21 protein-coding genes are annotated in these 26170 nt (G+C 47.9%); 12 read left to right on the forward strand and 9 right to left on the reverse strand.

The genetic code is table 11. From position 1 onward, the window contains the following. Nucleotides 1-2: 2 nt before the first annotated feature. On the reverse strand, nucleotides 3-221 hold the full coding sequence (locus HC229_RS09310; protein ID WP_191020214.1) for a hypothetical protein: 219 nt from the start codon (nucleotides 219-221) through the stop codon (nucleotides 3-5). A gap of 147 nt (nucleotides 222-368) precedes the next feature. Next, nucleotides 369-1958, reverse strand: a complete 1590-nt coding sequence (locus HC229_RS09315; RefSeq protein ID WP_191020215.1) for a peptide chain release factor 3 — start codon at nucleotides 1956-1958, stop codon at nucleotides 369-371. 343 nt (nucleotides 1959-2301) lie between these two features. On the opposite strand from HC229_RS09315, the gene HC229_RS09320 reads away from it, so the two are divergent. From HC229_RS09320 to HC229_RS09335, 4 genes are all read left to right on the forward strand, one after another. Beyond that, nucleotides 2302-4266 carry a peptidylprolyl isomerase gene (locus tag HC229_RS09320; RefSeq protein ID WP_191020216.1) on the forward strand — a complete coding sequence of 655 codons (1965 nt, stop codon included), beginning with the start codon at nucleotides 2302-2304 and terminating at the stop codon, nucleotides 4264-4266. Next, on the forward strand, nucleotides 4267-5109 hold the full coding sequence (locus HC229_RS09325) for a hypothetical protein (RefSeq protein ID WP_191020217.1): 843 nt from the start codon (nucleotides 4267-4269) through the stop codon (nucleotides 5107-5109). Next, nucleotides 5093-6487, forward strand: coding sequence for a peptidylprolyl isomerase (locus HC229_RS09330; protein WP_223845572.1), 1395 nt, complete (start codon nucleotides 5093-5095; stop codon nucleotides 6485-6487). The genes HC229_RS09325 and HC229_RS09330 overlap by 17 nt, the downstream gene beginning before the upstream one ends. Nucleotides 6488-6574: 87 nt before the next feature. Next, complete coding sequence (locus tag HC229_RS09335) at nucleotides 6575-7528, forward strand: AAA family ATPase (RefSeq protein WP_191020219.1); 954 nt, start codon at nucleotides 6575-6577, stop codon at nucleotides 7526-7528. Here the strand turns inward: HC229_RS09335 and HC229_RS09340 are convergent. Then, nucleotides 7509-8651 (reverse strand): hypothetical protein, encoded by a 1143-nt coding sequence (locus tag HC229_RS09340; protein WP_191020220.1) that lies wholly within the window; start codon nucleotides 8649-8651, stop codon nucleotides 7509-7511. The two genes, HC229_RS09335 and HC229_RS09340, sit on opposite strands and share 20 nt — an antisense overlap. A 20-nt stretch (nucleotides 8652-8671) precedes the next feature. Here HC229_RS09340 and HC229_RS09345 point away from each other — a divergent pair, with 20 nt between their 5' ends. Together HC229_RS09345 and HC229_RS09350 are read left to right on the forward strand one after the other, a co-directional pair. After that, the gene (locus tag HC229_RS09345; protein ID WP_191020221.1) at nucleotides 8672-9805 is read left to right on the forward strand and encodes an acyltransferase family protein; all 1134 of its coding nucleotides are present in this window, start codon (nucleotides 8672-8674) and stop codon (nucleotides 9803-9805) included. Between the two features lie 247 nt (nucleotides 9806-10052). Next, nucleotides 10053-12314 carry an aconitate hydratase gene (locus tag HC229_RS09350; protein WP_191020222.1) on the forward strand — a complete coding sequence of 754 codons (2262 nt, stop codon included), beginning with the start codon at nucleotides 10053-10055 and terminating at the stop codon, nucleotides 12312-12314. 193 nt (nucleotides 12315-12507) lie between these two features. Here the strand turns inward: HC229_RS09350 and HC229_RS09355 are convergent, their stop codons facing one another. The 3 genes from HC229_RS09355 to HC229_RS09365 are packed head-to-tail and all read right to left on the reverse strand — an operon-like array spanning nucleotide 12508 to nucleotide 14647. Next, the gene (locus HC229_RS09355) at nucleotides 12508-13164 is read right to left on the reverse strand and encodes a class I SAM-dependent methyltransferase (RefSeq protein ID WP_191020223.1); all 657 of its coding nucleotides are present in this window, start codon (nucleotides 13162-13164) and stop codon (nucleotides 12508-12510) included. Next, nucleotides 13161-13880 (reverse strand): metallophosphoesterase family protein, encoded by a 720-nt coding sequence (locus HC229_RS09360; RefSeq protein ID WP_191020224.1) that lies wholly within the window; start codon nucleotides 13878-13880, stop codon nucleotides 13161-13163. Before HC229_RS09360 ends, HC229_RS09355 begins: the two co-directional genes overlap by 4 nt. Nucleotides 13881-13885: 5 nt before the next feature. Beyond that, nucleotides 13886-14647, reverse strand: a complete 762-nt coding sequence (locus tag HC229_RS09365) for a DUF72 domain-containing protein (protein WP_223845573.1) — start codon at nucleotides 14645-14647, stop codon at nucleotides 13886-13888. 151 nt (nucleotides 14648-14798) lie between these two features. Between HC229_RS09365 and HC229_RS09370 the strand changes: the two genes are divergently transcribed. Then, the gene (locus HC229_RS09370) at nucleotides 14799-16211 is read left to right on the forward strand and encodes an APC family permease (RefSeq protein WP_191020225.1); all 1413 of its coding nucleotides are present in this window, start codon (nucleotides 14799-14801) and stop codon (nucleotides 16209-16211) included. Nucleotides 16212-16220: 9 nt separating this feature from the next. Then, nucleotides 16221-16712, forward strand: coding sequence for a hypothetical protein (locus tag HC229_RS09375; protein WP_191020226.1), 492 nt, complete (start codon nucleotides 16221-16223; stop codon nucleotides 16710-16712). 23 nt (nucleotides 16713-16735) lie between these two features. Here HC229_RS09375 and HC229_RS09380 read toward each other — a convergent pair whose 3' ends face one another. From HC229_RS09380 to HC229_RS09390, 3 genes are all read right to left on the reverse strand, one after another. Next, nucleotides 16736-17179: a DinB family protein gene (locus tag HC229_RS09380; protein ID WP_191020227.1), complete on the reverse strand. Its 444-nt coding sequence runs from the start codon at nucleotides 17177-17179 to the stop codon at nucleotides 16736-16738. Nucleotides 17180-17322: 143 nt separating this feature from the next. Next, nucleotides 17323-18771, reverse strand: a complete 1449-nt coding sequence (locus HC229_RS09385; RefSeq protein WP_191020228.1) for a glyceraldehyde-3-phosphate dehydrogenase — start codon at nucleotides 18769-18771, stop codon at nucleotides 17323-17325. Between the two features lie 2399 nt (nucleotides 18772-21170). Then, complete coding sequence (locus tag HC229_RS09390) at nucleotides 21171-22568, reverse strand: trypsin-like peptidase domain-containing protein (RefSeq protein ID WP_191020229.1); 1398 nt, start codon at nucleotides 22566-22568, stop codon at nucleotides 21171-21173. Nucleotides 22569-22761: 193 nt separating this feature from the next. Here HC229_RS09390 and dapF point away from each other — a divergent pair, with 193 nt between their 5' ends. Genes dapF through HC229_RS09410 form a run of 4 tightly spaced genes read left to right on the forward strand, consistent with a single transcriptional unit; the run spans nucleotide 22762 to nucleotide 26030 of the window. Next, nucleotides 22762-23541: a diaminopimelate epimerase gene (gene dapF / locus HC229_RS09395; protein ID WP_191020230.1), complete on the forward strand. Its 780-nt coding sequence runs from the start codon at nucleotides 22762-22764 to the stop codon at nucleotides 23539-23541. Further along, entirely contained in the window at nucleotides 23535-24065 is a 531-nt protein-coding gene (locus tag HC229_RS09400) for a GNAT family N-acetyltransferase (protein ID WP_191020231.1), read from the forward strand. The genes dapF and HC229_RS09400 overlap by 7 nt, the downstream gene beginning before the upstream one ends. Nucleotides 24066-24069: 4 nt before the next feature. Further along, the gene (gene mltG / locus HC229_RS09405) at nucleotides 24070-25110 is read left to right on the forward strand and encodes an endolytic transglycosylase MltG (protein ID WP_191020232.1); all 1041 of its coding nucleotides are present in this window, start codon (nucleotides 24070-24072) and stop codon (nucleotides 25108-25110) included. After that, nucleotides 25110-26030 (forward strand): DUF2279 domain-containing protein, encoded by a 921-nt coding sequence (locus HC229_RS09410; protein ID WP_191020233.1) that lies wholly within the window; start codon nucleotides 25110-25112, stop codon nucleotides 26028-26030. The genes mltG and HC229_RS09410 overlap by 1 nt, the downstream gene beginning before the upstream one ends. The last annotated feature ends 140 nt before the right edge of the window (nucleotides 26031-26170 follow it).

Below are 26170 nucleotides of genomic sequence, written 5' to 3' on the forward strand. Positions count from 1 at the left end.
AATTAAGCGGTTTTTCGTGTTCGTTTGTAAGCGTAGAACGCAAATAGGATTCCTACCACGGCGAGCCACAGCAATTTTCCGTTGATCGGGGCCGGAGCAGGATCGTCCCCTTCAAGTCCTCCGCCTCCGTCGTCATCCCCCGGAGTATCGTCGGCAAACGCCACAAAATCGATCAAGAGGAAAAACGTCAGGAAATATAATTTGTATAAATTCAGTTTCATAAGCTGTGTTTTGCGGGTGTAAAGATAAAAATGATTTTTAGAAAGAGAAACTTGACTCCCTCTTTTTTAAGCGTTTATTCGCATTTTGAGCAGATTTCAGGTTTACATAACCCAAAAGTGACCTATACTTAAAATTAGGTTTTTTTTCTAATCCAGTTCCGAAGTAAAGAATAATTTAACGGAAGGATATTTTTGCTGCGTCATCTGAATCGTAAAATCCGAGTCGGCCAGGAACACCAATTGACCGTATTTATCGGTAGCCAAAAATTTTTGCTTGATGCGTTTGAACTCTTTGAATTCCTCGTTCTTGGCATCGTCCGGCTTTACCCAGCACGCTTTGTGGACCGGGAAAGGTTCATACGAACATTTTGCTCCGTATTCGTGCTCCAATCGGTATTGGATGACTTCGTACTGGAGCGCGCCCACGGTTCCGATCACTTTCCTGTTGTTGAGCTCGAGCGTGAAAAGCTGGGCGACACCTTCGTCCATCAGCTGGTCGATTCCTTTTTCAAGTTGCTTGGCCTTTAGCGGATCGGCATTGTTGATGTAGCGGAAATGCTCAGGGGAAAAACTCGGAATGCCTTTGAAACTCATGTTTTCGCCTTCGGTCAGCGTATCGCCGATCTTGAAGTTTCCGGTATCGTGCAATCCGACGATATCGCCCGGATACGAAATGTCCACAATCTCCTTTTTCTCTGCAAAAAACGCATTCGGACTCGAAAATTTGAGCGATTTGTTCTGACGGACGTGCAAATACGGCTTGTTCCGTTCAAAAGTTCCCGATACGATCTTCACGAAAGCCAAACGGTCGCGGTGTTTCGGATCCATATTCGCGTGGATCTTGAAGACGAAGCCCGAGAGTTTTGCCTCCTCCGGCTTGACCAGGCGCGTGTCTGACTCTTTCGGTCTTGGCGCCGGCGCAATTTCGATAAAGCAATCGAGCAATTCACGCACACCGAAGTTGTTCAACGCCGATCCGAAAAAAACCGGTTGAAGATCGCCTTCAAGATATTCCTGCCGATTGAACGCCGGGTAAACTTCGGAAATCAACTCCAATTCCTCCCTAAGTCTTTCGGCGGGTTTGTCTCCTATGATTTTGTTGAGTTCCGGATTTTGGACGTCGTCGAACGCAATGGTTTCTTCGATATTTTTCCGGCTGTCACCGCTGAACAGGTTGATGTTCTTTTCCCACAAATTGTAAATTCCCTGGAAATCGTAGCCCATTCCGATAGGGAAACTCAACGGTGTGACGCGCAATCCGAGTTTTTGTTCGACTTCATCCATCAAATCGAAAGCGTCTTTACCTTCGCGGTCGAGCTTGTTGATGAACACGATCATCGGAATGTTGCGCATGCGGCAAACACCCACGAGTTTTTCGGTTTGCTCCTCAACACCTTTTGCGACGTCGATCACCACGATGACCGAATCTACGGCCGTAAGGGTGCGATAGGTGTCTTCGGCAAAATCCTTGTGGCCCGGCGTATCGAGAATGTTGATTTTTTTGTCCTTATAATTGAATGCCAGTACCGACGTCGATACCGAGATCCCTCTTTGGCGCTCGATTTCCATAAAGTCGCTCGTCGCCCCTTTTTTTATCTTGTTGCTTTTTACCGCTCCCGCCTCCTGGATCGCGCCTCCAAAAAGGAGCAATTTCTCGGTAAGCGTGGTTTTACCGGCATCTGGGTGGGAGATGATGCCGAACGTGCGGCGTCTTTCGATTTCTTTTAAAAAACTCATGATGTGTGAAATGGACGGCAAAGGTAGGGTTTTGAGTTTAATGTTTAAAGTTTAAAGTTGGGATGAGGGTTGACGTTTAAGGTTGGAAGTTTAAGGTTTAAAGTTTAAGGTTTAAAGTTTAAGGTTTAAAGTTTGAAGTTTGCGGTTATCCAATTAATAATTAAATGAATTAAATGAATACCGAGGTTAAGAGCCTCAGGCACACCAAAGATTCTGTTCAAAATAATTTGTTAATACTAAAACCAATACTTGCAAGCAAACTTTGAATTGCTACTTTTGTCAGTCGTATTTTTCGTCAGGGAAGCGATGAGAAAACCAAAACCGTAAGTGATATCATAATTCAATGAAAATCAAACATTTGTTGTTCGGATTACTGCTCGCCGGAAGCGTTGCCGTAGCCCAAAAATCAAAAAAGGAAGTACTTTTTACCATCAACGATAAACCGTACTACACAGACGAGTTCCTTCGCGTTTACAACAAAAACCTCGACCTGGTCAAAGACGAATCCCAAAAAGACCTCGACCAGTATCTCGAACTTTTCATCGGCTATAAGCTTAAAATAAACAAAGCCAATAAGTTAGGGCTTGAGGAAGGGCAAGGCTACAAAAACGAACTCAAGCAATATCGCGGGCAATTGGCCAAAGGCTACCTGTCCGATTCGAAAGTCACTAAAGAACTTGTGGATGAAGCCTACCAACGCTCGTTAAAGGAAGTTCGCGCGTCCCATATTTTATTTCTTGTCGACGAGAATGCAGCCCCGGCCGACACGCTAAAGGCTTACAACCAGGCGTTGGACGTCTATAAAAAGGCAGTGGCGGGCGAAGACTTCGGTAAATTGGCCGAACAGTATTCCCAGGATCCGTCGGCGAAAGACAACAAAGGCGATCTTGGTTATTTTTCCGCTTTCCGAATGGTATACGCTTTCGAAAGTGGTGCATTTCAGACCAAAAAAGGAGAGATTTCCAAACCGGTGCGCTCGCGTTTCGGTTACCACATAATCAAAACCATTGATGTACGCGACAACCGCGGCGAGATCCAGGTGGCCCACATCATGGTACTGAAGCCCAAGACCGACGATGCTGCCGAAGCCAAAAAAGCGAAGGACAGGATTTTCGAAATCTATAATAAAATCAAGCAAGGCGAGAAGTTCGAAGAATTGGCCAAGCAATTTTCAGATGACAAATCGTCGTCTTCAAAAGGAGGGATGATCAACCGTTTCGGTTCGGGTCAATTGAGTTCGGACGAATTCGAGTCGGCAGCATTCGCGCTCTCGAAAGACAACCCGCTTTCGGAACCCGTCCAAAGCCAGTTCGGTTGGCACATCATCAAATTCGTCGACAAATTCCCTATCAAGACCTACGACGAGATGAAAGTAGAGCTCGAGAATAAAATCAGCAAAGACGACCGTTCGCGCCTGATCACCTCGGCCTTGAATGAGAAATTGCACAAAAAATATCCGGTAAAACGAAACGAAAAGACCTACAAGCAGGTTGCTGCTGCGGTCACCGACGCCTACTACAAAGGCGAATGGGAAACGCCGGACCTCAAGAATTATACAGCCAAATTGTTTACGATCAAGGATAAAAACGTCACCGGAGCTGAATTTCTGACTTTTATCCTATCCCAACAAAAGGCGGGTTACGCGGACAAACCGGTGAGCAAGCTCGTCGAGAGGTTGTATTCTAAATTCGTTGACGATCAGCTTACGGCTTACTACAACGATAACCTCGAAGGGGAATTTCCTGAGTTTGCTGCCGTTATGGACGAGTACCGCGACGGCTTGTTGTTGTTCGACCTCATGGAAAAGGAAATTTGGGAGCGTTCCAAAACCGATACGCTAGGGCTTCGGAATTTCTACGACGCCAACAAAGCCAAATACCAGTGGAAGAACCGGGTCGACGTGGTTTTGGTGTCGTCGGTAAACCAGGATATGGTCAAGAAGGCGCAGAAGATGCTGAAGGATAAGACTACAGCCGATTCGATCAAGGAAAAATTGAACACCAAGGAGAAAGTCAACGTGATGGCGAGCGCCGGAACGTTTGAGGAAGGCAACGACGCGCTTCCAAAAAACCTCAAATTCAAAGAAGGAATCTCGGACGTTTTCAAGGAAGGCGATTATTATTACGTTGCCAAGATCAATAAAGTCCTGCCTGCCGGAGCGAAAAGCCTCGACGAAGCAAAAGGGCGCGTGATCAACGACTACCAGCAATATCTCGAGGAAAATTGGGTGAAAGAGCTCAAAGGGGAATTCACCGTGAAAGTGAACCGCGACGTTTTCGAAAAAGTGAAAAAGGAAGTCAAGTCCTAAATGAACAAGGTTTTTGTCATCGGGTTGTTGTTGGCCGTCATTGGCTGTTCCGGCCCGGAGCGAAAGCCTAAAGCGGTAGCCAGGGTAGGGGAATCGTATTTGTATCGCGACGATCTCAACGACTTGGTTCCCAAGGGAAGTTCCAAAGAAGACAGTGTCGCCATCGTCCAGGGTTTCATCAACCGATGGGCGTCGCAGAAATTGCTGATGGGTGCTTCCGAAGTCAACCTCGGGGATGCTTCGAAAGCCGATCTCGACAAATTGGTGCGACAGTACAAGATCGACCTCTACACGAAAGCCTATATGGAAGAGGTAGTGCGCCAGTCGGTAGATACGACGGTAACGGAATCCGAGCTTGCCGCCTATTACAACGCGAACAAGGAGAATTTTAAAACAAATGGCACTTTGGTGCGTTTAAGGTACGTACACGTCCCGAAAGACAATCCGAGATATGCCACGATCAAACAGAAATTCTTTGATTTCCGCAAGTCGGACCAGAAATTCTGGGACACTTATTCGTTGCAGTTCAAGGATTTTGCGTTCAACGACAGCGTTTGGGTCGATATGGAACAGGTTTTTTCGAAGCTTCCGTTCATCACGCCCGAAAACCGGGACGAATATATTTCCGGAGGCAAGTCGATCCAGAAAGGCGATTCGCTCGACGTGTACCTGGTCAAGATCCGGAGCGTCCTCGGCCGCAACCAGGTCAGCCCGTACGAATACATTAAACCGACCTTGAAAGAGGTCATTCTCAACAAGAGAAAACTCGAATTGATCAAATCGTTCGAAAAAGATATAATTGAAGATGCCATTAAAGACAAGAAATATGAAATTTATAAGTAAGTTGATCCTGGTCGTCGGGATTTTGATGCCGATGTTCGCCGGAGCCCAAGACACGACAGACGTCGCCCAAAACACCGAGCCGGTTTTCCAGAAGCGCCAGAAAGTCGACGGGATCATCGCAACGATTGGCGATTACCTGATCCTCGATTCGGATATCGACAAAGCCTACCTCGAGATCAAGAGCCAGGGCGCCGATATTTCGGCCATCACGCGTTGCCAGTTGCTGGGCAAGCTTATGGAAGATAAATTGTACGCTCACCAGGCCATACAGGACAGTATCGTGATCCAGGACAGCCAGGTTCGCGAAAAGATGAACAAGCAGTTGGACTACATGGTCGAGCAATTGGGCACGATCGATAAAGTAGTGTCGTATTTCAACAAAGACAACGAAGAGGATTTCCGCTCTGAGATGTTCGAAGTCCTGAAGACCAACATGCTCGTGGAGCAGGAGCGCGACAAGATTATCGATGAGGTCAAGATCACGCCAGAAGAGGTGCGTACATTCTTCAACAAAATACCGAAAGAAGAGTTGCCGTCGTTTGGAGCCGAAATGGAAGTTTCCCAAATCGTCGTCGAACCGAAAGTCAGCCAGGCCGAAACCGATAAAGTGATCCGAAAATTAAAGGAAATCAAAAAAGAAGTCCAGGATGGCGCGAGTTTCTTTGGAAAAGCGGTTTTGTATACCGACGACAAAGGCTCGAGTTCGACCGGCGGTTTTTATAAGATCAATCGAAAGACGCAATTCGTAAAGGAATTCAAAGACGTGGCTTTCAGTTTGGGCGAAGGGGAAATATCAGAGCCATTTGCTTCAGAATTCGGCTATCACATCATCATGGTAGAGAAAATCCGCGGACAGGAAGTGGAATTGCGCCACATCCTGATGGTGCCGAAAGTCTCGGAATCCGATATGAGGGAAGCCAAGGAAAAAGCAGCCCTGATCAAGAAACGAATAGACGACGGTGAAATCTCGTTCGCCGACGCTGCCCGTACTATGAGCGATGAAAAGGAAACCCGCGCAAACGGCGGCATCCTCATCAATCCAAAAACACAGGATACGCGATTTGAGCTGAACAAACTCGATCCGGCTTTCGGTCGCGACGTGACGAATCTCAAGAACAATGAGGTTTCCAACCCTATTCTCGAAACCGAGCCAAGCGGCAAGAAAAAGTACAAATTATTGACGGTAACCAACCGCTACGAAGAACACACCGCGGACTACGCCAAAGATTACACTAAGATCAAAGCACTGGCGTTGAAAGAAAAGCAGCTTCGTGCGATAGGGAAGTGGTTCGACGATAAAATCAAGGATACCTATATCAAGATCAACGGCGAATACAGCGCCTGCGAGTTTACCAACGACTGGCTTAAGAAAAAGTAATCGTCGGCTTGACGTTGCCTGTCGGATTTGCGTTACAAATTCGTATTTTGGCAGCTGATTATATCGAAAACACCAAATAACACGCAAATGTCTGACGTAGCCGCCATCCAAAATCTCGTAGAAAAACGCAACCTGCTCAAAAGGGAAATCTCCAAAATCATCGTGGGTCAGGAAGAGGTCGTCGATCAAATCCTGCTCGCCATATTTTCCGGAGGCCACGCGCTTTTGGTGGGAGTGCCGGGATTGGCAAAAACGCTAATGGTCAATACGATCGCCCAGGCATTGGGATTGGATTTCAAGCGCATACAGTTTACGCCCGATCTGATGCCGTCCGATATTTTGGGAAGCGAAATCCTCGACGAAAACCGCAACTTCAAATTCATAAAAGGCCCGATATTTTCGAATATCATCCTCGCAGACGAAATCAACCGTACGCCGCCAAAAACGCAGGCGGCCTTGCTTGAGGCGATGCAGGAGCGCGCTGTGACGATCGCGGGCGAAAACCACAAATTGTCGCTTCCGTATTTCGTTTTGGCGACTCAAAACCCAATCGAACAGGAAGGGACGTATCCGTTGCCGGAAGCCCAGCTCGATCGTTTCATGTTTTCGATAAAGCTCGATTATCCGAGTTTCGCTGAAGAAGTCCAGGTCGTAAAGGCGACGACATCTGACGAAAAACCTACCGTGAATTCGCTGTTTTCGGATGCGGAAATCATTGACTTCCAACATTTGATCCGTCGCGTTCCGGTTGCCGACAACGTCATCGAATACGCCGTGACGTTAGTATCCAAAACCCGTCCGGACAATCAACTCGCCACGGAGTTCGTAAAAAATTACATCGATTGGGGAGCAGGCCCGCGCGCCTCGCAAAACCTGATCCTGGCTGCGAAGGCCCATGCCGCATTCAATGGTAAATATTCTCCCGATATCGAAGACGTAAAGGCGGTCGCCACCGGAATTTTGCGCCATCGCGTCGTGAAAAACTACAAAGCCGACGCCGAAAATATCGCCATAGAAAAAATCATTTCTTCCCTGTTCTGATTTTTTGTTCGAGTTCGCGGTCGTAAAAGAACAGGAATGCGCTGCCCATCATATCTTGGGCGATATCTGAAGTATTGTCGACAGTAAGCACCAATTCGTACTCGTGGTCGCCGTAAAGCCAAATTCCCTTTTCGGAAACGAAATCCTCCACTTTTTCAAGGCCGATCCTGTTTTTGTGATTGATCATCCTGCTGGTGAAAATCGTTTGCCGTTCGGTTTTGTCGACAAGCGCAATCGAGGTCGCGAACGGATGGACGTGAATGGCCGCCGCATGTAGCCTCAGGCTGTCTTTCAGCTGCAATTGTGAATTCACCTCGCTTCTGTACGATTTCTTCCCGACGGGAATCACCCAATGTCCCGAAAGTTTTTCCCCATGGCCATTGTCATACGTATGGTTTTTGGTTTCGACCGGAATGCAACTGTTGGCCGCCGGGTCGAGTGGTTCCTTATATGGATTTTTCTGGTCGAACGGCAACATGATAAAAATGGTTCGGCTCATCAGCGGTTTTAGTTGTCCGTCGTGCTGGCCGTAGTCGATCGCGACTTCGTGTTTGATCCAGCGGTGCTCGTCCTTGAGGTTGTGGTTCAGGGATTCGGTGGTAACCATCAGCAAATCGTTTCCCCTCATCGGGATGCCGTAACCTTTTGGCAAATGAAAATTCTCTATTCCGTGCGAAAGCGAAGTCATCCTTGGATAGTGCTTGCCGATTCGGTCCGACAATCCGAAACCACCGAAATATTTCGCATCGTTGAAATCGATGTTGGTGTGGCAGATGAAATCGTCCGAAAGACGTTCCCGCGTTTTGGCGTCTACGGCTTTCACTTCAAAACCCGTGATCCAGATCAATGACGAATCGGGCGAAAGCTGTACGTAATTTGAGGCTTTCGGGCCTTCCATCGACTTGTAGATCCCGTCGATGAGCAATGTCGGGGAAAGCATTTTGAAAGTTTTCCGGTCGTCGCCGATTTTCCATTGATTGTCGACGAGCCCGGTGCGATGCAGGAATTCCGTTTTGACTATGGCTTTGTGGCGGTTGCTCAACGTGGAATAGCCGATCGCGGCGGCCATGCAAGCAAGGACAAATGCACCGCCGATTATTTTGTATACCTTTGATTTTGCCATGATTGCAAACTTACGAATTTATGGGTCGGACACATCCGCAATTGAGCGATAGGATTTTCGGGCTTGACTTTATGCGGGCGACTGCCATTTCCATGGTGTTGTTGGGCCACCTGACCTGGATCCTTCCAAAGAGTTTCGATACCGTCAACATGCTGTTTTCGCTGCTCGGCTTTGTCGGTGTCGAGGTTTTTTTCGTGCTCAGCGGATTTCTCATCGGCAGGATCATGTTCCGCTCGTTTGAAGATCCGGATTTCAACTTCGTCTCGGTACGCCGATTTTTAAAAAGGCGCTGGTATCGCACGCTCCCGAATTATTTCCTGATTCTTTGCGTCAATATCGTCATAGCCTTGGGAATCGTCGGCTACGAGATCGACGGCATCTGGGAGTATTTTTTCTTTCTCCAGAACTTCGGTAATCGCATGCCGGTGTTTTTCCCGGAATCGTGGAGCCTTTCGATTGAGGAATTCGCTTACGTAATATTGCCGTTTGCTTTGCTTGCGTCCGTCGCTTTTTTCAAACGCCTGAACAGGAGCAGCGTTTTTCTGGCGACCGTCCTGGTTTTGTACGTTGTTTTTATCGGAACGAAAATGGTGTACGCCATCAATACGAACCATACAACCCTCACTGAATGGAGCCTTTATCTCAAAGGTGTCGTAATTTACCGCATAGACGCTATCCTGACCGGCGTTATCGCAAGCTGGATCGCCATCAACAAATCCCGTATTTGGCGAAAGACACAATGGCTCGCCGCATTCATCGCGGTGTTCAGTGCCATGTTTTTGCTTTTCGGCGCCTCGATTTTAGGAATTGGCGTGGGCGAACACCCTTTTTTCTGGAATGTCCTTTTTTTGCCGCTGCTTTCTTTTTCTATAGGCGGAATGTTGCCGCTGTTATCCTCTTGGCGCAAACGGCCTTACGGAGTTGGGCGAGCGATCACGGGAATCAGCAAGATTTCGTATGCGATGTATCTCGTTCACTATGGCGTCGTCATGCAGCTTTTGCACCACTTTTTCTTGAGTGATTGGGGATGGACAGCGACAGCCGCTGTATATTTTACCCTTACGGTCCTGATTAGTTTTGCGCTCTATCGATTGTTCGAAAAACCCATCATGGATTTGCGCGATATCCGCAGCGAAATCGATTTCAGGAGTTAATTTAGAATCATTCCAAGTGTATTGGCCAATGCCCTCGAGCAGGCCGTTTTTCCGAATCGGCAATAAATTCATTTTAAATTAACAAATCGGTAAAATTTTTAGAGTGATTCCGTTTTTGTGTAATTAAATTCAGTGTTTCGTGATTATTGGAAATAATAATATCCCGATTTGTTCATTTTATTAAAAATATTTCAGCTATGAGGCGAATTGCGTAAATTTGCAGCACACAAATTAACAAACCAACAATATGGCTTTTGATATTGAAATGATCAGAAAGGTGTATGCCAATATGCCCGGCCGCGTCGACAAGGCTAGAGAGATCGTGGGTCGCCCGCTTACCCTTTCCGAAAAGATTTTATACAACCATCTTTGGGAAGGAATGCCTTCGAAGGCGTTTACCAGAGGAAAGGATTACGTAGACTTCGCACCGGATCGCGTCGCGTGCCAGGATGCTACGGCCCAGATGGCACTTTTGCAGTTCATGCATGCCGGCAAAAACAAGGTTGCGGTTCCAACTACGGTTCACTGCGACCACCTTATACAGGCAAAAGTTGATGCGAAGACAGATTTGGCACGCGCCAAGCAACAGTCGAACGAAGTGTTTGACTTTCTGTCTTCCATTTCCAACAAATATGGCATCGGGTTCTGGAAGCCCGGAGCAGGTATCATCCACCAAGTGGTGCTTGAGAATTACGCATTCCCTGGCGGTATGATGATCGGGACGGATTCCCACACGGTCAACGCCGGTGGTCTCGGAATGGTCGCCATTGGAGTAGGAGGCGCCGATGCTGTCGACGTAATGTCCGGGATGGCTTGGGAATTGAAGTTCCCGAAACTTATCGGTGTTCATTTGACGGGAAAACTTTCCGGATGGACCGCTCCGAAAGACGTCATCCTTAAAGTGGCCGGAATCCTTACGGTTAAGGGAGGAACCGGCGCCATCGTCGAATATTTCGGCGAAGGTGCGAAAGCCATGTCGTGTACCGGAAAGGGAACGATCTGTAATATGGGTGCTGAAATCGGCGCCACGACGTCTACTTTCGGATATGACGAATCGATGGATCGCTACCTGCGTTCTACCGGTCGCGCCGATGTAGCCGATGCCGCAAACGAAATCGCCGACTACCTTACGGCCGATGCTGAAGTTTATGCAAACCCGGAGCAGTATTTCGACCAGGTAATCGAGATCAACCTTTCCGAACTCGAGCCTCACCTGAACGGGCCGTTTACACCGGATCTTGCCACGCCTATTTCCAAAATGAAAGAAGAGGCGCTCAAGAACGATTGGCCCCTTCAAATCCAGGTTGGGCTTATAGGATCGTGTACGAATTCATCTTACGAAGACATCGCACGTTCCGCTTCACTCGCCAAACAAGTCGCCGATAAAAAGTTGAAGACCAAAGCACAATTTACCATCACGCCGGGTTCCGAACAAGTGCGTTATACGATTGAGCGCGACGGTTTCATCGACACTTTCGACAAGATTGGTGCGACTGTTTTCGCCAACGCCTGTGGCCCGTGTATCGGGATGTGGGACCGCGAAGGTGCAGAAAAGGAAGAGCGCAACACGATCGTGCACTCATTCAACCGTAACTTCTCCAAGCGTGCCGACGGTAACCCGAACACTTTGGCGTTCGTAGGTTCTCCGGAATTGGTAACGGCTTTGGCCATCGCAGGGGATTTGAGCTTTAACCCATTGACCGACACTTTGATCAACGAAGACGGGATGGAAGTCCGTTTGGACGAGCCATCCGGAGATGAATTGCCACCGAGTGGTTTTGCCGTTGAAGACGCCGGTTATCAGGCTCCGGCCGAGGACGGTTCCGGCGTGAAAGTCGCGGTTAGCCCGACATCTGAGCGTTTGCAGCTTCTCGCGCCTTTCGAGGCTTGGGACGGAAAAAACATTACCGGTGCCCGATTGCTGATCAAAGCGTTTGGAAAATGTACTACTGACCATATTTCGATGGCCGGGCCATGGTTGCGCTTCCGCGGACATTTGGACAACATTTCCAACAACATGCTGATTGGGGCGATCAACGCCTATAACATGAAGGCCAATTCGGTCAAGAATGAAATCAGCGGGCAATACGACGCCGTTCCGGCCGTTCAGCGCGATTACAAGGCGCACGGAATTCCGTCGATTGTCGTAGGCGACCATAACTATGGCGAAGGTTCATCTCGTGAACACGCTGCAATGGAGCCCCGTTTCCTTGGCGTGAAAGCCGTTTTGGTGAAATCGTTCGCGCGTATCCACGAGACCAACCTGAAAAAACAGGGAATGCTCGCGCTCACGTTTGCCAACGAAGCCGATTACGATCTGATCCAGGAAGGCGATACGATCAACTTCCTTGATTTGACCGAGTTCGCTCCTGGCAAACAACTGACTTTGGAATTCGTCCACAAGGACGGTTCAAAGGACATCATCATGACCAACCACACGTACAACGAAGGCCAGATCGGCTGGTTCGTCGCGGGTTCAGCGTTGAATTTGATCGCGGCCGAAGCCTGATCGAAAATTGAATTCCAATACAAAAGTCTCTCACCATGGGAGGCTTTTTTTATGCCGCAATTTGTCTTCGGAAACCTTGTTACAATTTTTTTGAGATTGTAAAAAATGTAACACTATTCGTAAAATTCTTTTCTGGGAGAACAATGTTACAGCCAGCGCCGGATCGTTGTGTGGAACATATACCGAAGGGAAATCACTTTTTGGTTTTGGAAAGCACCATCGTCACGAAATGCCGTTTGATGTGATGGCCCATCTTGCTCATCACATCCTCGTATTGACGGTCGATGCGCGAGAGCGTAAAGTTGGTTTGGCCCAACAGCTTTTCAATGTCATCAGGCATGTAGAGCCGGAACACGAATCCGGTAAACGCCAATTGTTCCATCGAATCCTTTTCTGCAAACGTCAGGCAAAAAATTCCTCCGGGCTTGAGGACTCGGTTTATTTCGTTGAGCATTTTCACGACGTCGGGCCAGAAATACAGGGTATTTGCACTAAAAGCTTTGTCGAAGTGATCGTCGACAGCCGGGATTGCAACGCCGTCGTAAAGCGAAAAATGCACATTGTCGGCCCGATCTGGGTTAAGCCGTTTCGCTTCCGAATGCATGGTTTCGGAAATCTCAAAACCTTCGTACCAAATTCCCTCGGCAATAGAAAGCAGTTCGTTCAGATGTCCGCAATTGCCGTGGCCCAATTCCATAACCGAGTCGTTTGCGGAAAGGTTGAGATTGGCAATCGAATTTCGCGTCATCCCAATATTGGTCTCGTTCATGTTTTCAGCCAGGTAAATGCCGAATTCGCCCTCGGGATGGCTCAGTTGTGTGGCAAGATGCCGTAATTCGTCCTGATTCATGAGCTGAATTCGATGGTTTCGTTTTTCACATTTCCGTTTTCAAGCGTGATGAGCCGGTATCCGAAATAGTCCGAATGGGCGTCAAGTTCCTGGGTTCCCTTCCTGACCTGATACGAAACGGCCGGAGTCGTGTATTGCGATATCGCCCCTGATCCCGTTTCGTCCTGGCAATGGTAATGTCCGCAAAAAATAAATACCTCGTGTTGCTGATTCTCGAGCAGCGAACGCACGGCGTCACGGTTCTGCAACGGATATTTCCTGTCGACGTAACTGTCGACTTCGTAAATCGGATGATGGATAAACAACAGGATTTTCGACTGGTTGCCTTCCAATTTCTCGCCGAGCCAGTGCAGTTGCGGTTCGCTGATCGCGTCGGTCGACGAATCGAGGAACAGGTACAGGAAATTCCCGTCAGAAGAACTGTAATACAATTCCGCTGAATCAGGATGTTCAGGGTTGGCAAAGTGAGGCAGTAATGCCGAAGTGAGATCGTGATTTCCAGGAATAATCGAAACGTCTCCGTCGAAACGTCTCAACGACTCGAAAAATTCAGGATACGAGCCGGGCTCGCCAATGTCACCTCCTATGACGATGGCGTCCAGTTGGCGCGAGCGGACGTCTTCAAGTATGATATTCCAGTGCTTTTCCTGATCGGTTGTCACGGGAAGTTTTTCAGAGAGATGGGTGTCGGTAATAAAAGCAATCGTTTTTTTCATACGGATCATTTTCCTAAAGATAACGCATTTGGCGACAAGGATTTCACCAGCAATGCATTTTCGATTCCCGCCGCGCTGGCAGTATTGTTGAAATAAATAAACACTGTTTTCGCCGTTGCCGCCTGTGCCAGGAATCGCATCAAATCGTCTTTTGCGTAACTCGAATAGAACAATTTGGGTGTTCCGTGAAGCCGGATGTAGGCAATGTCGCGGGTAATGATTACGTCATCCGGCAACCCGGGATAACTTGGTGTGCAGAATGCGGTATTGTTTTTTTCCAGGGCGTCGCTCACGTCGTCCCGCCACCAACTCTTATGACGGAACTCGACGACGTTAGGCAAGGCGGGATCGAGATTGGAAAGGATAAGTTCCAGTCGCTGTTCGGAATACGAAAACGAAGGCGGCAATTGGAACAGCAGCGCTCCCAGTTTCTCCTGAAGCCCGGCCTGGCAAACCTCATAAAATTGTCGGATTTCCTCGCTGCAATTTTCGAAACGCTTGATGTGTGTGATCAATTTAGGTGCTTTTACCGCATATGTGAAACCTTCCGGACTTTTGGAATTCCAGCCTTGCATCGTTTTCAACGTCGGGAATTTGTAAAATGTGGCGTTGATCTCAAAAGTGTTGAAGTGCGCGCAATAGAAGGCGAACCATTCTTTTGAGGCCAAGGTTTCAGGGTAGAAGATGCCTTTCCATTTGCCGTTGTAAAATGCCGAAGTTCCGATTAGCAGCTTGTCCATGTCGTAAAAGTAATCAAGGTGGCGCATTCTGGCTTGCAGGTTTTTGGCGCGATGTTGTAGTTTTTTATGCCGATGTCCCAAATTTTTGCCGTGTATGTTTTCTGGATTAGTTTGCTATCTTTATCCGAACTCGCCCGGCCAAATCAACGGTGCGCGCGGCCGATAAACCAACCAACCAATGCAAGAACAAGAACAGGAACATTTCAAACGCGAACTCGGACTGCTGGACGGGACGATGCTCGTGGTAGGATCGATGATCGGGTCCGGAATTTTTATCGTAAGCTCAGATATGGTGCGCCAGGTGGGATCGGCTCCGTGGCTGCTGCTGATTTGGGCGCTGACGGGACTGATAACCGTGGTTGCCGCCGTCAGTTATGGCGAACTTAGCGCCATGTTTCCGAAAGCAGGCGGGCAATATGTTTATTTAAAAGAAGCGTATGGCAAGCTTACGGCATTTTTATACGGATGGAGTTTTTTCGCCGTAATACAAACCGGGACGATCGCCGCGGTAGGTGTCGCATTTTCCAAGTTCGCCGCCTATATTTTCGAACCGTTCAGCGAGAACAACATTTTGTTGGAGGCCGGATCCTTCCGGCTCAGCGCCGCACAGATCGTATCGATCATCACCATTGTGCTTTTGAGCTACATCAACAGCCGGGGCGTCAAGAATGGCAAAATATTGCAAACGGTGCTGACGATCATCAAGATTCTCTCACTCGCCGGGCTCATCATCTTCGGATTGTTGCTGGCCGCCAAAGCCGAAACATGGGATGCGAACTTTTCCGGCGGATGGTTTACCCAATCGCTTGACGCCGATAGTGGAATTTGGTCACCCGTGAGCGGAACGGCCCTGATGGGCGCGATTTCAGCCGCGATGGTGGGTTCGCTTTTTTCGAGCGATGCCTGGAACGGCGTCACTTTCATCGCCGCTGAGATCAAAAATCCCCAGCGCAATGTCGGGTTAAGCCTTTTCCTGGGAACCCTGACCGTCAGTGTGATTTATTTTCTGGCCAACGTGATGTATCTCGCGGTGGTTCCGTTGCAGCAAATCGCCACAGCTCCTTCCGATCGTGTCGCGGTCGTGGCCTCGGAATATATCTTCGGTGACATCGGCACATACATCATCGCGGTCATGATCATGATTTCTACTTTTGCCTGCAATAATGGCCTCATCATGGCGGGAGCCCGTGTTTATTATACAATGGCCAAGGACGGATTGTTCCTCAGGAAAGCGGCACATCTCAACGCACACAGCGTTCCTGCCTGGGCGCTTTGGGTGCAATGCATTTGGGCGTCGGCGCTTTGCCTCACCGGAAAATATGGTGATTTACTCGACTTTGTGGTCATCATCGTCTTGATTTTCTACATCCTGACCATTTACGGGATTTTTAAATTGCGCCGGTCGATGCCGGATGTCGATCGTCCGTACAAAGCCTTCGGTTATCCGGTACTTCCTGCCTTGTACATCGTCGTGGCCACCGCGATTTCGCTTTCGTTATTATGGTTCAGGACCGATACATGCGGTTGGGGCGTGTTGATCATGCTTATCGGAATTCCGGTCTATTACCTGACCAAACCCAAAACGGCTTAAACGATGGAAATGGAGCCGATAATGCCGATCCTGGATATTTTCGGCTTGACGGGCACGATGCCTGCCGAACACGTCCCTGACGATGAATTCAACCTGTTTCTGTTTTCCCTGTTGGTCATCGGAATCATCGCGATTGGAGTTTGCGTAGCCATCGGGATCGTTCTTACAGTGCTTGGGCTGCTGGTCATTTTCGGCCTGATCTCAATGGGTGCACTCTCGGCTTCGTTGCTCGTAGGCATCCACCAAAAATCGGTTACGAAAGGTTTCAAGGCATTTGCCGTCATTTTTACGACATCGGCTTCAGGTTTTGCTGGCGCGATCGTTTTATGGACGCTCAACCGCTTAATGAAATGGTGGACGGACGCCATCGCCGCAGGAACGGGTCTTCTGATCGGTTTGGTCAGCGGATTCCTGACGGGTGTCGCGATCGCTTTTGCCATCCAAAAAATCGTTCCCATCCTGAAAAACAGCCTCGATAAACGGAAACGTCATCCGCGCTGACCGGAAGAGATGCAGCACCAATCTTACAATCGGTATTTGACGAGCAACGCCAATTGCCCCAAGTGGTAAGCGTCGTGTTGCATGATGCCGAAAATAAAATCGTAAACCGTGTAGCCGGAATCGAGGTATTTTTCGGACAATTTTTCAGGGCTCACTTTTTCGAGAAAATTCAGCCAGTCCACTTGTGTTTGTTCGAGTTCCGAGAGCAGTTTTTTCCAGGCTTCGGCTGATGTGTCGGATATTTCCAGAAAATAATTGTGTTCCGGCGTAGGGTCGAATTCGCCGTTAACGCGATTCAGAACCACATCGCGCCACATCCTGACGTGATACACCACTTCCCAAATCGAGTTGACGACGGAACTCGGTTTTTCGGCCGCTTTTTCCGCGGAAATGCCGCGCAGTGTCGGCATCAACGCCGAGTCGAGCCATGGATCGCCGTCGAACAAGTCGCGGAACAGTTTGATCATTCTTTGATTTTCACTCATAACTACATGTGTTTCGAAATAATCGATGTTCGGAACCTGGCTTTTTGTATAGAGACGATAACTAAATTACAAAAAAAATCCGCCCTATTCGTGACGGATTTTTCCAGTTAGGTAAGCGTAAAATCTTAATAATACGTGTAGCGTCTCACTTTAGAAACGTATTTGGCCAGTCGTATTACTTGATGGCTGTAACCGTATTCGTTGTCATACCAGACGTAGAGCACGATGCTTTTTCCGTCAGGGGACACAATCGTGGCGTTGCTGTCGTAAATGGAAGGAGCGGAAGTTCCGACGATGTCCGAAGAAACAAGCTCGTTGTTGAGCGAATATTTGATCTGTTCGACCAATTCGCCTTCGAGCGCATATTGTTTCATGATGGAATTGATCTCGTCTACCGAAGTTTCTCGCTCCACTTCGAGGTTCAAGACCACGAGCGAGCCGTTCGGAACCGGCACCCGAATCGCATTTGAAGTCAATTTTCCGGTCAGGGAAGGCAGGGCTTTCGCCACGGCGCTACCGGCTCCGGTCTCGGTTATGACCATGTTTAGCGCGGCCGCACGACCACGACGGTATTTTTTGTGCATGTTGTCTACGAGGTTTTGGTCGTTCGTATAGGCGTGGATCGTTTCCAGGTGTCCTTTTACGACGCCAAGCGTATCCTCGACGGCTTTCAGGATAGGCGTGATGGCATTTGTCGTGCAAGAGGCAGCTGAAAAAATATCGACTTCCGCAGGATCGTATTCAAGATGGTTCACGCCGTGAACGATATTCGGGACACCTTTTCCGGGAGCGGTCAGCAAAACCTTGTCGACGCCTTTCGATGTAAGATGGCGAGAAAGTGCTTCCTGTGTCGTGAATGCGCCAGTATTGTCGATGACCAACGCATCAGAAAAACCATATTCGGTATAATCGATCTCTTCGGGAGAATTTGCTGTGATGATATGTACCGTCGTTCCGTTGATGATGAGCGCCTTGTGGTCCGGATCGGCTATGACCGAACCTTGAAAATCCCCATGGATCGAATCGTATCGCAACAACGACGCACGTTTTTCAAGATAGACCGCGTCGTTCTTGTCGCGGGTCACGATCGCGCGTAGCCTTAACTGAGTTCCCTTGCCGGTTTTGGACATGAGTTCGCGTGCGAGCAAGCGCCCGATGCGCCCAAACCCGTAAAGGACGACGTCTTTCGGTTTGTTGTTTTTGAAGTCGCGTGCATTGGCGAGCTTGTCAATGATAAAAGAAGTTGCGTTCGGATAGTGGTTGTCTTCCGAGCGATACTCGTGCGTAAGTTTGCCGATGTCGAGTTTGGCGGGCGGCAGATCCATGGATAGGATGGCTTTGGCGATTTCGACAGAATCGAATACCGAAATGGGCTTTCCGACGAATTCACCCGCATATTCGTGCAAATTGATGATGTCGCTTACGTTGCAATTGATCAGTTGGTTGCGAAACAGTACCATTTCGATCGATTTATCGTACCAAAGATCAGAAACGATGCGGATGAATTCTACCGCGGCGCGCCTTCTGTCGGCTTGATAAGCTACCTCTTTTTCGTACAAGCTTGCTGTAGTCATTAGTTGTGTGTGGTTAGTGATTATTGAAATTTTCGGCAAATGTAAATTATTTCAAACGTTTTCGTAGATTATTTTGTTGCTTTTTTCTTAGTAAACAGGTGTTTCCGTAAAGGATTTTAAGACGGCGGATTGAGGTGGGATGTTAATTGAAGTAGGATTCTGTATTTTTGATTGTGAGCCCCCAATTCGCAAATTCGCGGCAAAAAAACGTGCGGCATAATTAACCTTGAAGTTTTCACCTTGTCGATGGAACGTGAATCCATAAAATTTTTAGCCGCGGATTAAAGGATTAAAGGATGCTAATGGAATCGACGTGAGCCCTTGAAATTTAAAGCCGCGAATTCGCGAATTCGCGGCTAAATAAAAAAAACGTGGCTGCGTGTTTCGAATTTGCGAATCTCAGAACGTAAATCCATCAAAAAAATCTGCGGATCCGCGGCAAAAAAAACACGTGACACAAATCGCCAGTTGAACATGAACTATGAAATTTTGCCGCGGATTAAAGGATTAAAGGATGCTTATGGAATCGTCATGAGCCGTGAAATTTAAAGCCGGGAATTCGCGAATTCGCGGCTAAATAAAAAAACGTGGCCGCATGTGTTGAATTTGCGAATCGCAGAACGTAAATCCATCAAAAAAATCTGCGAATCCGCGGCAAAAAAAAACAAGTGAACATAAATCGCCAGTTGAATATGAACTATGAAATTTTGCCGCGGATTAAAGGATTAACGGATGCTAATGAATCGACGTGAGCCCAAGAAATTTTAAAGCCGCGAATTCGCGAATTCGCGGCTAAATAAAACAAACGTGGCTGCGTGTGTTGATTTTTCGAATCGCAGAACGTAAATCCATCAAAAAAATCTGCGAATCCGCGGCAAAAAAAAAACGCGTGACACAAATCGCCAGTTGAACATGAACTATGAAATTTTGCCGCAGATTAACGGATTAACGGATGCTAATGGAATCGTCATGAGCCGTGAAATTTAAAGCCGGGAATTCGCGAATTCGCGGCTAAATAAAAAAACGTGGCCGCATGTGTTGAATTTTCGAATCGCAGAAGTCCATCAAAAAAATCCGCGAATCCGCGGCAAAAAAAAACACGTGACACAAATCGCCAGTTGAACATGAACTATGAAATTTTGCCGCGGATTAACGGATTAAAGGATGCTAATGGAATCGACGTGAGCCCATGAGATTAAAGTCGCGAATTCGCGAATTCGCGGCTAAATAAAACAAACGTGGCTGCGTGTGTTGATTTTTCGAATCGCAGATTAAGTACAAATCCATCAGAAAAATCCGCGAATCCGCGGCAAAAAAAACACGTGACACACCACGAAAGTTCAAATCGCCAATTGAACGTGAACTGTGAAATTTTAGCCGCGGATTAAAGGATTAAAGGATTCTAATGGAATCGGCGTGAGCCCATGAAATTTGAAGCTGCGAAATCGCGAATTCGCGGCTAAATAAAAAAATGTGGCTGCGTGGGTTGAATTTGCGAATCGCAGAACGTAAATCCATCAAAAAATCCGCGAATCCGCGGCAAAAAAAAACACCTGAACATAAATCGCCAGTTGAACATAAACTATGAAATTTAGCCGCGGATTAACGGATTAACGGATGCTAATGGAATCGACGTGAGCCCAAGAAATTTTAAAGCCGCGAATTCGCGAATTTGCGGCTAAATAAAAAAAACGTGGCTGAATGTGTTGAATTTTCGAATCGCAGAATGTAAGTCCATCAAAAAAATCTGCGAATCCGCGGCAAAAAAAAGCTCGTGAAACACAACGGAAGCTCAAATCGCCAATTGAGCGTGAACTATGAAATTTTAGCCGCGGACTAAAGGATTAAAGGATGCTGATGGAATCGACGGCTTACGAAATTTTAAAGCCGCGAATTCGCGAATTTGCGGCTAAATAAAAAAAACGTGGCTGAATGTGTTGAATTTTCGAATCGCAGAATGTAAGTCCATCAAAAAAATCTGCGAATCCGCGGCAAAAAAAAACACGTGACACAAATCGCCAGTTGAACATGAACTATGAAATTTTGCCGCGGATTAAAGGATTAAAGGATCCTAATGGAATTGTCATGAGCCGTAAAATTTAAAGCCGCGAATTCGCGAATTCGCGGCTAAATAAAAAAATGTGGCTGCGTGGGTTGAATTTTCGAATCGCAGAACGTAAATCCATCAAAAAATTGCGAATCCGCTGCAAGAAAGAAACTCCTGACTCAACGAAAGTTCAAATCGCCAATTTAACCTGAATCCATAAAATTTTAGCCGCGGATTAACGGATTAAAGGATGCTGAGGAATCGAGGTGAGCCCATGAAATTTTAAGCCGCGAATTCGCAAAAAAAAAGCCACCCGCAAGGATGGCCTTTTCTCAAAATCTACTTTTTTGGGTTACATGATCACGCGCACGAGTTCGCCGTTGCTCGTCATCAATTGCACTTGTACCGATTGTTCGTCTCCGATGCGCTTCAACAAGCCCGAGACTGTTTCCACATCCGAAACCTTGACGTTCCCGATCGACAGGATCACGCCGCCTTTGAGCTCGTCGGCATATTCCTGAAGCCTTTCGTTTTTTACGTCATCTATCTTGACGCCGTAACTTACGCGGAACCGTTTTTTGTCAGCAGTCGACATATTGGAAAGTTCCATGCCCTTGAATTCCACGGTCGCAAACTCATTTTTGATGAGTCGAACGCCGGTTGTGTAGGTCTTGGCATCGCGAATGTAAGTCACGTTGACGATGTCGTTCGGGCGTTTCGTCGTGATTACCGAGTTGAGATCTGCAAAACTGTAAATGTCGTGTCCGTCGACCTGGGTGATCACATCGCCTTTTCGCAAACCGGCTTTTTCAGCTCCCGAACCTTTCGTGGCGGCGCTTACATAGAATCCGGAAGTGCGGCCCACGTTGAGCTCCTGGGAAATCTTGCTGTTCAACTCGGTTCCCTGGACGCCCATGATGGCGCGTTGTGTATTTCCGAATTCGAGGATATCCTCTACGATTTTTCGCGCGACGTTGGACGGAACCGCGAACGAATAGCCTACATAAGAACCCGTCATTGATGAAATCATGGTGTTGATACCGACGAGTTCGCCATTCGTATTGACGAGCGCGCCTCCCGAATTGCCGGGATTGACGGCCGCGTCGGTCTGGATGAACGACTGCAATCCGTCTCCGCTGAGGTTCCTGGCTTTGGCCGATACGATTCCGGCGGTAACCGTCGAGGTCAGGTTGTACGGGTTTCCGACGGCAAGCACCCATTCGCCGACTTTGATCTGGTCGGAATTCGCGAAGGCGGTGTACGGGAGTTTTTCGTCTGCATCGATCTTGAGCAATGCAATGTCCATTTTGGAATCAGAGCCGATCAATTTCGCTTTATACGATTTGCGGTTGTTGAGCGTGACTTCTAGCTCTGACGCATCCTTGATCACATGGTTGTTGGTTACGATGTAACCGTCTTCCGAAATGATGACGCCCGATCCGGTCCCCACCTGTTCCTGTTGCTGGCCGCCGCGGTATCCGTAAAAATATTCGAGCATAGGATTGTTGACGGTGCGATAGGAAACGTTCTTGACGTGAACCACATAATGCACGGCTTTATCGGCCGCTGCGGTAAAATCGATATTTTCGGCCCCGCCAAAACCAACGGTACGCGTATGGTTTTCCGGAGCGATCGAAATGACGGGTTTGTCGTTTGAGAAAACCTTCTCCTCAGACAATAATTTGTAAGCGCCCAACGTAATGCCGCCGCTTAACAAAGACACCAGGAATAAACTAGAGAATCTTTTCATCTTTATTGAATTGTTTTTGGAATTTATCCGTTTAATTCCGAAAGAAATCAGGATTTGGCAACGGACGTAAAATTGCTTGTTTGATAACGTATGATTTTAACATCAAAATTATTCGTTTATTGCAATCGCAAAATCACTTTAACCACGCCTTAACAGCGTTTAACTTTACTTTAAATCTTCGTACTTTTGGGATATGGAAATCAGATTCTCCAAATACCAGGGAACGGGCAACGATTTTGTGGTCGTCGACAACCGTGGCCTCACGTTCCCCAAAAACGATACCGGGCTTGTTGCACATCTTTGCGACCGACGTTTTGGCATTGGCGGCGACGGATTGCTGCTGCTTGAAAACGATCCCGATTACGACTTCAGGATGGTATATTACAATTCAGACGGAAATCCCGGATCGATGTGTGGCAATGGCGGACGCTGCCTTGTCGCTTTCGCCCGCAATTTAGACGTAGTTGGGGAAACCGCCCGTTTTATAGCGTCGGACGGGCCGCATTTCGCAAATTTATTCGACGATATTATTTCGCTACAGATGAAAGACGTGGCATCGGTGAACGTAGAGGATGGTTATACGTTCCTCGACACGGGTTCGCCCCATCACATTGAAATGGTCGAAGACCTCGAGAATTTCGACGTGTTCGGTAGAGGTTCCCAAATTCGGTACGGCTCGCTTTACGGACAAAAAGGCAGTAATGTCAACTTCGTGAAGGCCGAAGCCGACGGAAGTTTTTCGATGCGGACATACGAACGAGGTGTCGAAGACGAAACGCTCTCGTGCGGAACCGGAGCGACGGCGGTTGCCATTGCCATGTACAAGACCGGGAAAACGGCATCTGACCGCATAAGACTCAACGTCAAAGGCGGGCAACTCGAAGTTTCATTTGCCGAAAAGAATGGTGTTTTTACGAACGTTTTTCTCAACGGACCGGCGAAATCCGTGTTCGAAGGCACATTTCCATGCTGACATTGACGGGAAATAACGTGTTTCTTCGCGCACTCGAACCAGAAGATCTCGATTTCGTATTCGCGATAGAAAACGACGAATCCATCTGGAATGTCAGCAATACCCAAACACCTTACAGTCGTTTCCTGATCAGGCAATATCTCGAAAACGCCCAGCAGGATATTTACGAAGCCAAACAATTGCGGCTTGCGATCGCCAGGCAAGGCAGCGGGAAAACCATCGGCCTTATCGATCTGTTCGATTACGATCCGAGGAATCACCGCGCGGGGATCGGCATCGTCATAAAAGATAAATTAAATCGCGACAAGGGTTATGGAGGCGAAGCACTCGAGTTGCTCATCAGGTACTCGTTTTCACATTTGGGGCTTCATCAGCTTTACGCGAACATCGCCACGGACAACGTGAGAAGTGTGGCGCTTTTTACTAAATTTGGCTTCGTCCTTTCCGGCGTGAAAAAAGGCTGGAACCGCGTTGGCGGGAAGTATGAGGACGAGGCGTTCTATCAATTAATAAACATCAGATAATACAGTGAATTTCAAAAAAATCATCGGCATCGTTTCGGTGGTCGTCGTGACCATCGCCATTGTTTACGGCTATATCCTTTATCGCAATATTTTTTCGTCGAACACTAAATTCAACGAAAAAGAGGTCGCCATCTTTATTCCGACCAATTCCGATTTTACCCAGGTCAAGGATATCTTGCGTCCGTATCTTGAAAATCTCGAAAATTTTGAGACGACCGCGGACAAAAAATCATTTACCACAAACGTGAAAGCCGGGAAATTCATCCTGAAAAAGGGAATGAACAACAACGAAATCGTAAATGCGTTGCGCCAGCCGGTTCCTGTCAAGATCGCGTTCAACAACCAGGAGCGGCTCGAGGATTTCGCAGGACGCATCGGCCAGCAGATCGAGGCCGACAGCACCAGTCTTATGAAATCGTTCCTCGATCCCGAATTCCTCAAGGAGAATGATTTTACCGAAGAAAACGTACTGAGCATGTTCGTTCCGAATTCCTACGAATTTTTCTGGAATACGACAGCCGACAAATTCCGCGACCGCATGGCCAAAGAATATCGCAAATTCTGGACGGATGAGCGCAAGCAAAAAGCCGAAGCCCAAGGTTTGACGCCGCTCCAGGTATCGGCATTGGCATCGATCGTACACAAGGAAACGGTCAAGACGGATGAACGTCCGCGCGTGGCAGGCGTCTACCTGAACCGTCTTTCGAAAGGGATCAAGCTCGAGGCCGATCCGACGGTGATATATGCGGTAAAGAAAAACTCAGGCGATTGGAACCAAGTCATCAAACGCGTGCTCAACAAAGATCTTGTGACGGTTTCTCCTTATAATATGTATGCGAACCACGGCCTGCCTCCGGGACCCATCGCCATGCCCGACATTACGGCAATCGATGCGGTACTGAATCCAGAAAAGCACAACTACATTTACTTTTGCGCAAGTGTGACGAACTTTGGTTACCACGAATTCGCCGTCACAGCTGCCCAACACGAAGCTAATCGCCAAAAATACGTGGCCTGGATCAACAGCCAAGGCATCAAACGCTGATGAAAGGCTTGCGCCACATAGCCACGCTGCTTTTGATCTTGACCGCCTTCTCAGTTTCCGGACAGGCTTTGGGAGACGAGTTCCTCAAACCGAGCGATTCGCTGAACATCGGCAGGAGAAACGGCGTGATCGTAGGCGAGGCGGTTTTTGCCATTGGAACTTACGCCGCGTTGAGCCAGCTTTGGTATTCCGATTACGAGAAATCCAGTTTTCACTTCATCGACGACAATGCCGAATGGATGCAAATGGATAAAGCGGGACACGCCTTTTCGACGTACCACTTGAGCAACCAAAGCGCCAATCTGTTCCGTTGGAGCGGCATGGACCAGCGAAAAAGTTCGATTTACGGAGCCGCGTCAGGCTTCATCTTTGTTTCGGCTATTGAAATTTTCGACGGATTTTCACAGGAGTGGGGCGCGTCCGTAGGCGATCTCGGAGCGAATTTCGGAGGAGCCGCGTTGTTCGTAGGACAGGAGTTGCTGTGGCGGGAGCAGCGTATCACGCCAAAGTTTTCCTTCCACAAAACGCCTTATGCATCCGTGCGTCCGGATGTGTTGGGAAGTTCGCTATCTGAGCAGATTTTCAAGGATTACAACGGACAAACCTATTGGTTGTCGGCAAACGTAAGATCGTTTTTTAAAGGTTCGGCATTCATCCCGAAATGGTTCAACGTCGCCTTTGGTTATGGAGCAACCGGTATGGTAACGGGTGAAAACGATCCGGTCAACCTTGTGTTCCTTCCGGAGAAAGGACAATTGCGGCAATACTACTTCAGCATCGATGCAGACCTTACGAAAATCCGCACAAAATCCCATTTGCTGAAAACGATTTTTTCGGTAGTCAACACGATAAAAATTCCGGCACCTACCATTGAGGTAAACGGACGCGGGGATGTTAAATTCCACGCGCTTTATTTTTAGAAAAGATTAACGTGCTGATTTTCAATATGTAGATATTTGGCGTATCTTTGGCCTCGCAGAAATTTTCAGTGAGATACCTAAAATTTTGAGCAGAATCGACTTACAAGTTGTTCTGCCACAGTTAGGTTAAGTCAAATTGG

Origin of the sequence: Flavobacterium selenitireducens (assembly GCF_014748335.1) — a bacterium.
In the GTDB taxonomy this organism is placed as follows: domain Bacteria; phylum Bacteroidota; class Bacteroidia; order Flavobacteriales; family Flavobacteriaceae; genus Flavobacterium; species Flavobacterium selenitireducens.

What these genes read in the sequence shown, in the direction of transcription:
- HC229_RS09310 (WP_191020214.1), bottom strand. Translation starts at nt 221, where the DNA reads ATGAAACTGAATTTATACAAATTATATTTCCTGACGTTTTTCCTCTTG.
- HC229_RS09315 (WP_191020215.1), bottom strand. Translation starts at nt 1,958, where the DNA reads ATGAGTTTTTTAAAAGAAATCGAAAGACGCCGCACGTTCGGCATCATC.
- HC229_RS09320 (WP_191020216.1), top strand. Translation starts at nt 2,302, where the DNA reads ATGAAAATCAAACATTTGTTGTTCGGATTACTGCTCGCCGGAAGCGTT.
- HC229_RS09325 (WP_191020217.1), top strand. Translation starts at nt 4,267, where the DNA reads ATGAACAAGGTTTTTGTCATCGGGTTGTTGTTGGCCGTCATTGGCTGT.
- HC229_RS09330 (WP_223845572.1), top strand. Translation starts at nt 5,093, where the DNA reads ATGAAATTTATAAGTAAGTTGATCCTGGTCGTCGGGATTTTGATGCCG.
- HC229_RS09335 (WP_191020219.1), top strand. Translation starts at nt 6,575, where the DNA reads ATGTCTGACGTAGCCGCCATCCAAAATCTCGTAGAAAAACGCAACCTG.
- HC229_RS09340 (WP_191020220.1), bottom strand. Translation starts at nt 8,651, where the DNA reads ATGGCAAAATCAAAGGTATACAAAATAATCGGCGGTGCATTTGTCCTT.
- HC229_RS09345 (WP_191020221.1), top strand. Translation starts at nt 8,672, where the DNA reads ATGGGTCGGACACATCCGCAATTGAGCGATAGGATTTTCGGGCTTGAC.
- HC229_RS09350 (WP_191020222.1), top strand. Translation starts at nt 10,053, where the DNA reads ATGGCTTTTGATATTGAAATGATCAGAAAGGTGTATGCCAATATGCCC.
- HC229_RS09355 (WP_191020223.1), bottom strand. Translation starts at nt 13,164, where the DNA reads ATGAATCAGGACGAATTACGGCATCTTGCCACACAACTGAGCCATCCC.
- HC229_RS09360 (WP_191020224.1), bottom strand. Translation starts at nt 13,880, where the DNA reads ATGAAAAAAACGATTGCTTTTATTACCGACACCCATCTCTCTGAAAAA.
- HC229_RS09365 (WP_223845573.1), bottom strand. Translation starts at nt 14,647, where the DNA reads ATGCGCCACCTTGATTACTTTTACGACATGGACAAGCTGCTAATCGGA.
- HC229_RS09370 (WP_191020225.1), top strand. Translation starts at nt 14,799, where the DNA reads ATGCAAGAACAAGAACAGGAACATTTCAAACGCGAACTCGGACTGCTG.
- HC229_RS09375 (WP_191020226.1), top strand. Translation starts at nt 16,221, where the DNA reads ATGGAGCCGATAATGCCGATCCTGGATATTTTCGGCTTGACGGGCACG.
- HC229_RS09380 (WP_191020227.1), bottom strand. Translation starts at nt 17,179, where the DNA reads ATGATCAAACTGTTCCGCGACTTGTTCGACGGCGATCCATGGCTCGAC.
- HC229_RS09385 (WP_191020228.1), bottom strand. Translation starts at nt 18,771, where the DNA reads ATGACTACAGCAAGCTTGTACGAAAAAGAGGTAGCTTATCAAGCCGAC.
- HC229_RS09390 (WP_191020229.1), bottom strand. Translation starts at nt 22,568, where the DNA reads ATGAAAAGATTCTCTAGTTTATTCCTGGTGTCTTTGTTAAGCGGCGGC.
- dapF (WP_191020230.1), top strand. Translation starts at nt 22,762, where the DNA reads ATGGAAATCAGATTCTCCAAATACCAGGGAACGGGCAACGATTTTGTG.
- HC229_RS09400 (WP_191020231.1), top strand. Translation starts at nt 23,535, where the DNA reads ATGCTGACATTGACGGGAAATAACGTGTTTCTTCGCGCACTCGAACCA.
- HC229_RS09410 (WP_191020233.1), top strand. Translation starts at nt 25,110, where the DNA reads ATGAAAGGCTTGCGCCACATAGCCACGCTGCTTTTGATCTTGACCGCC.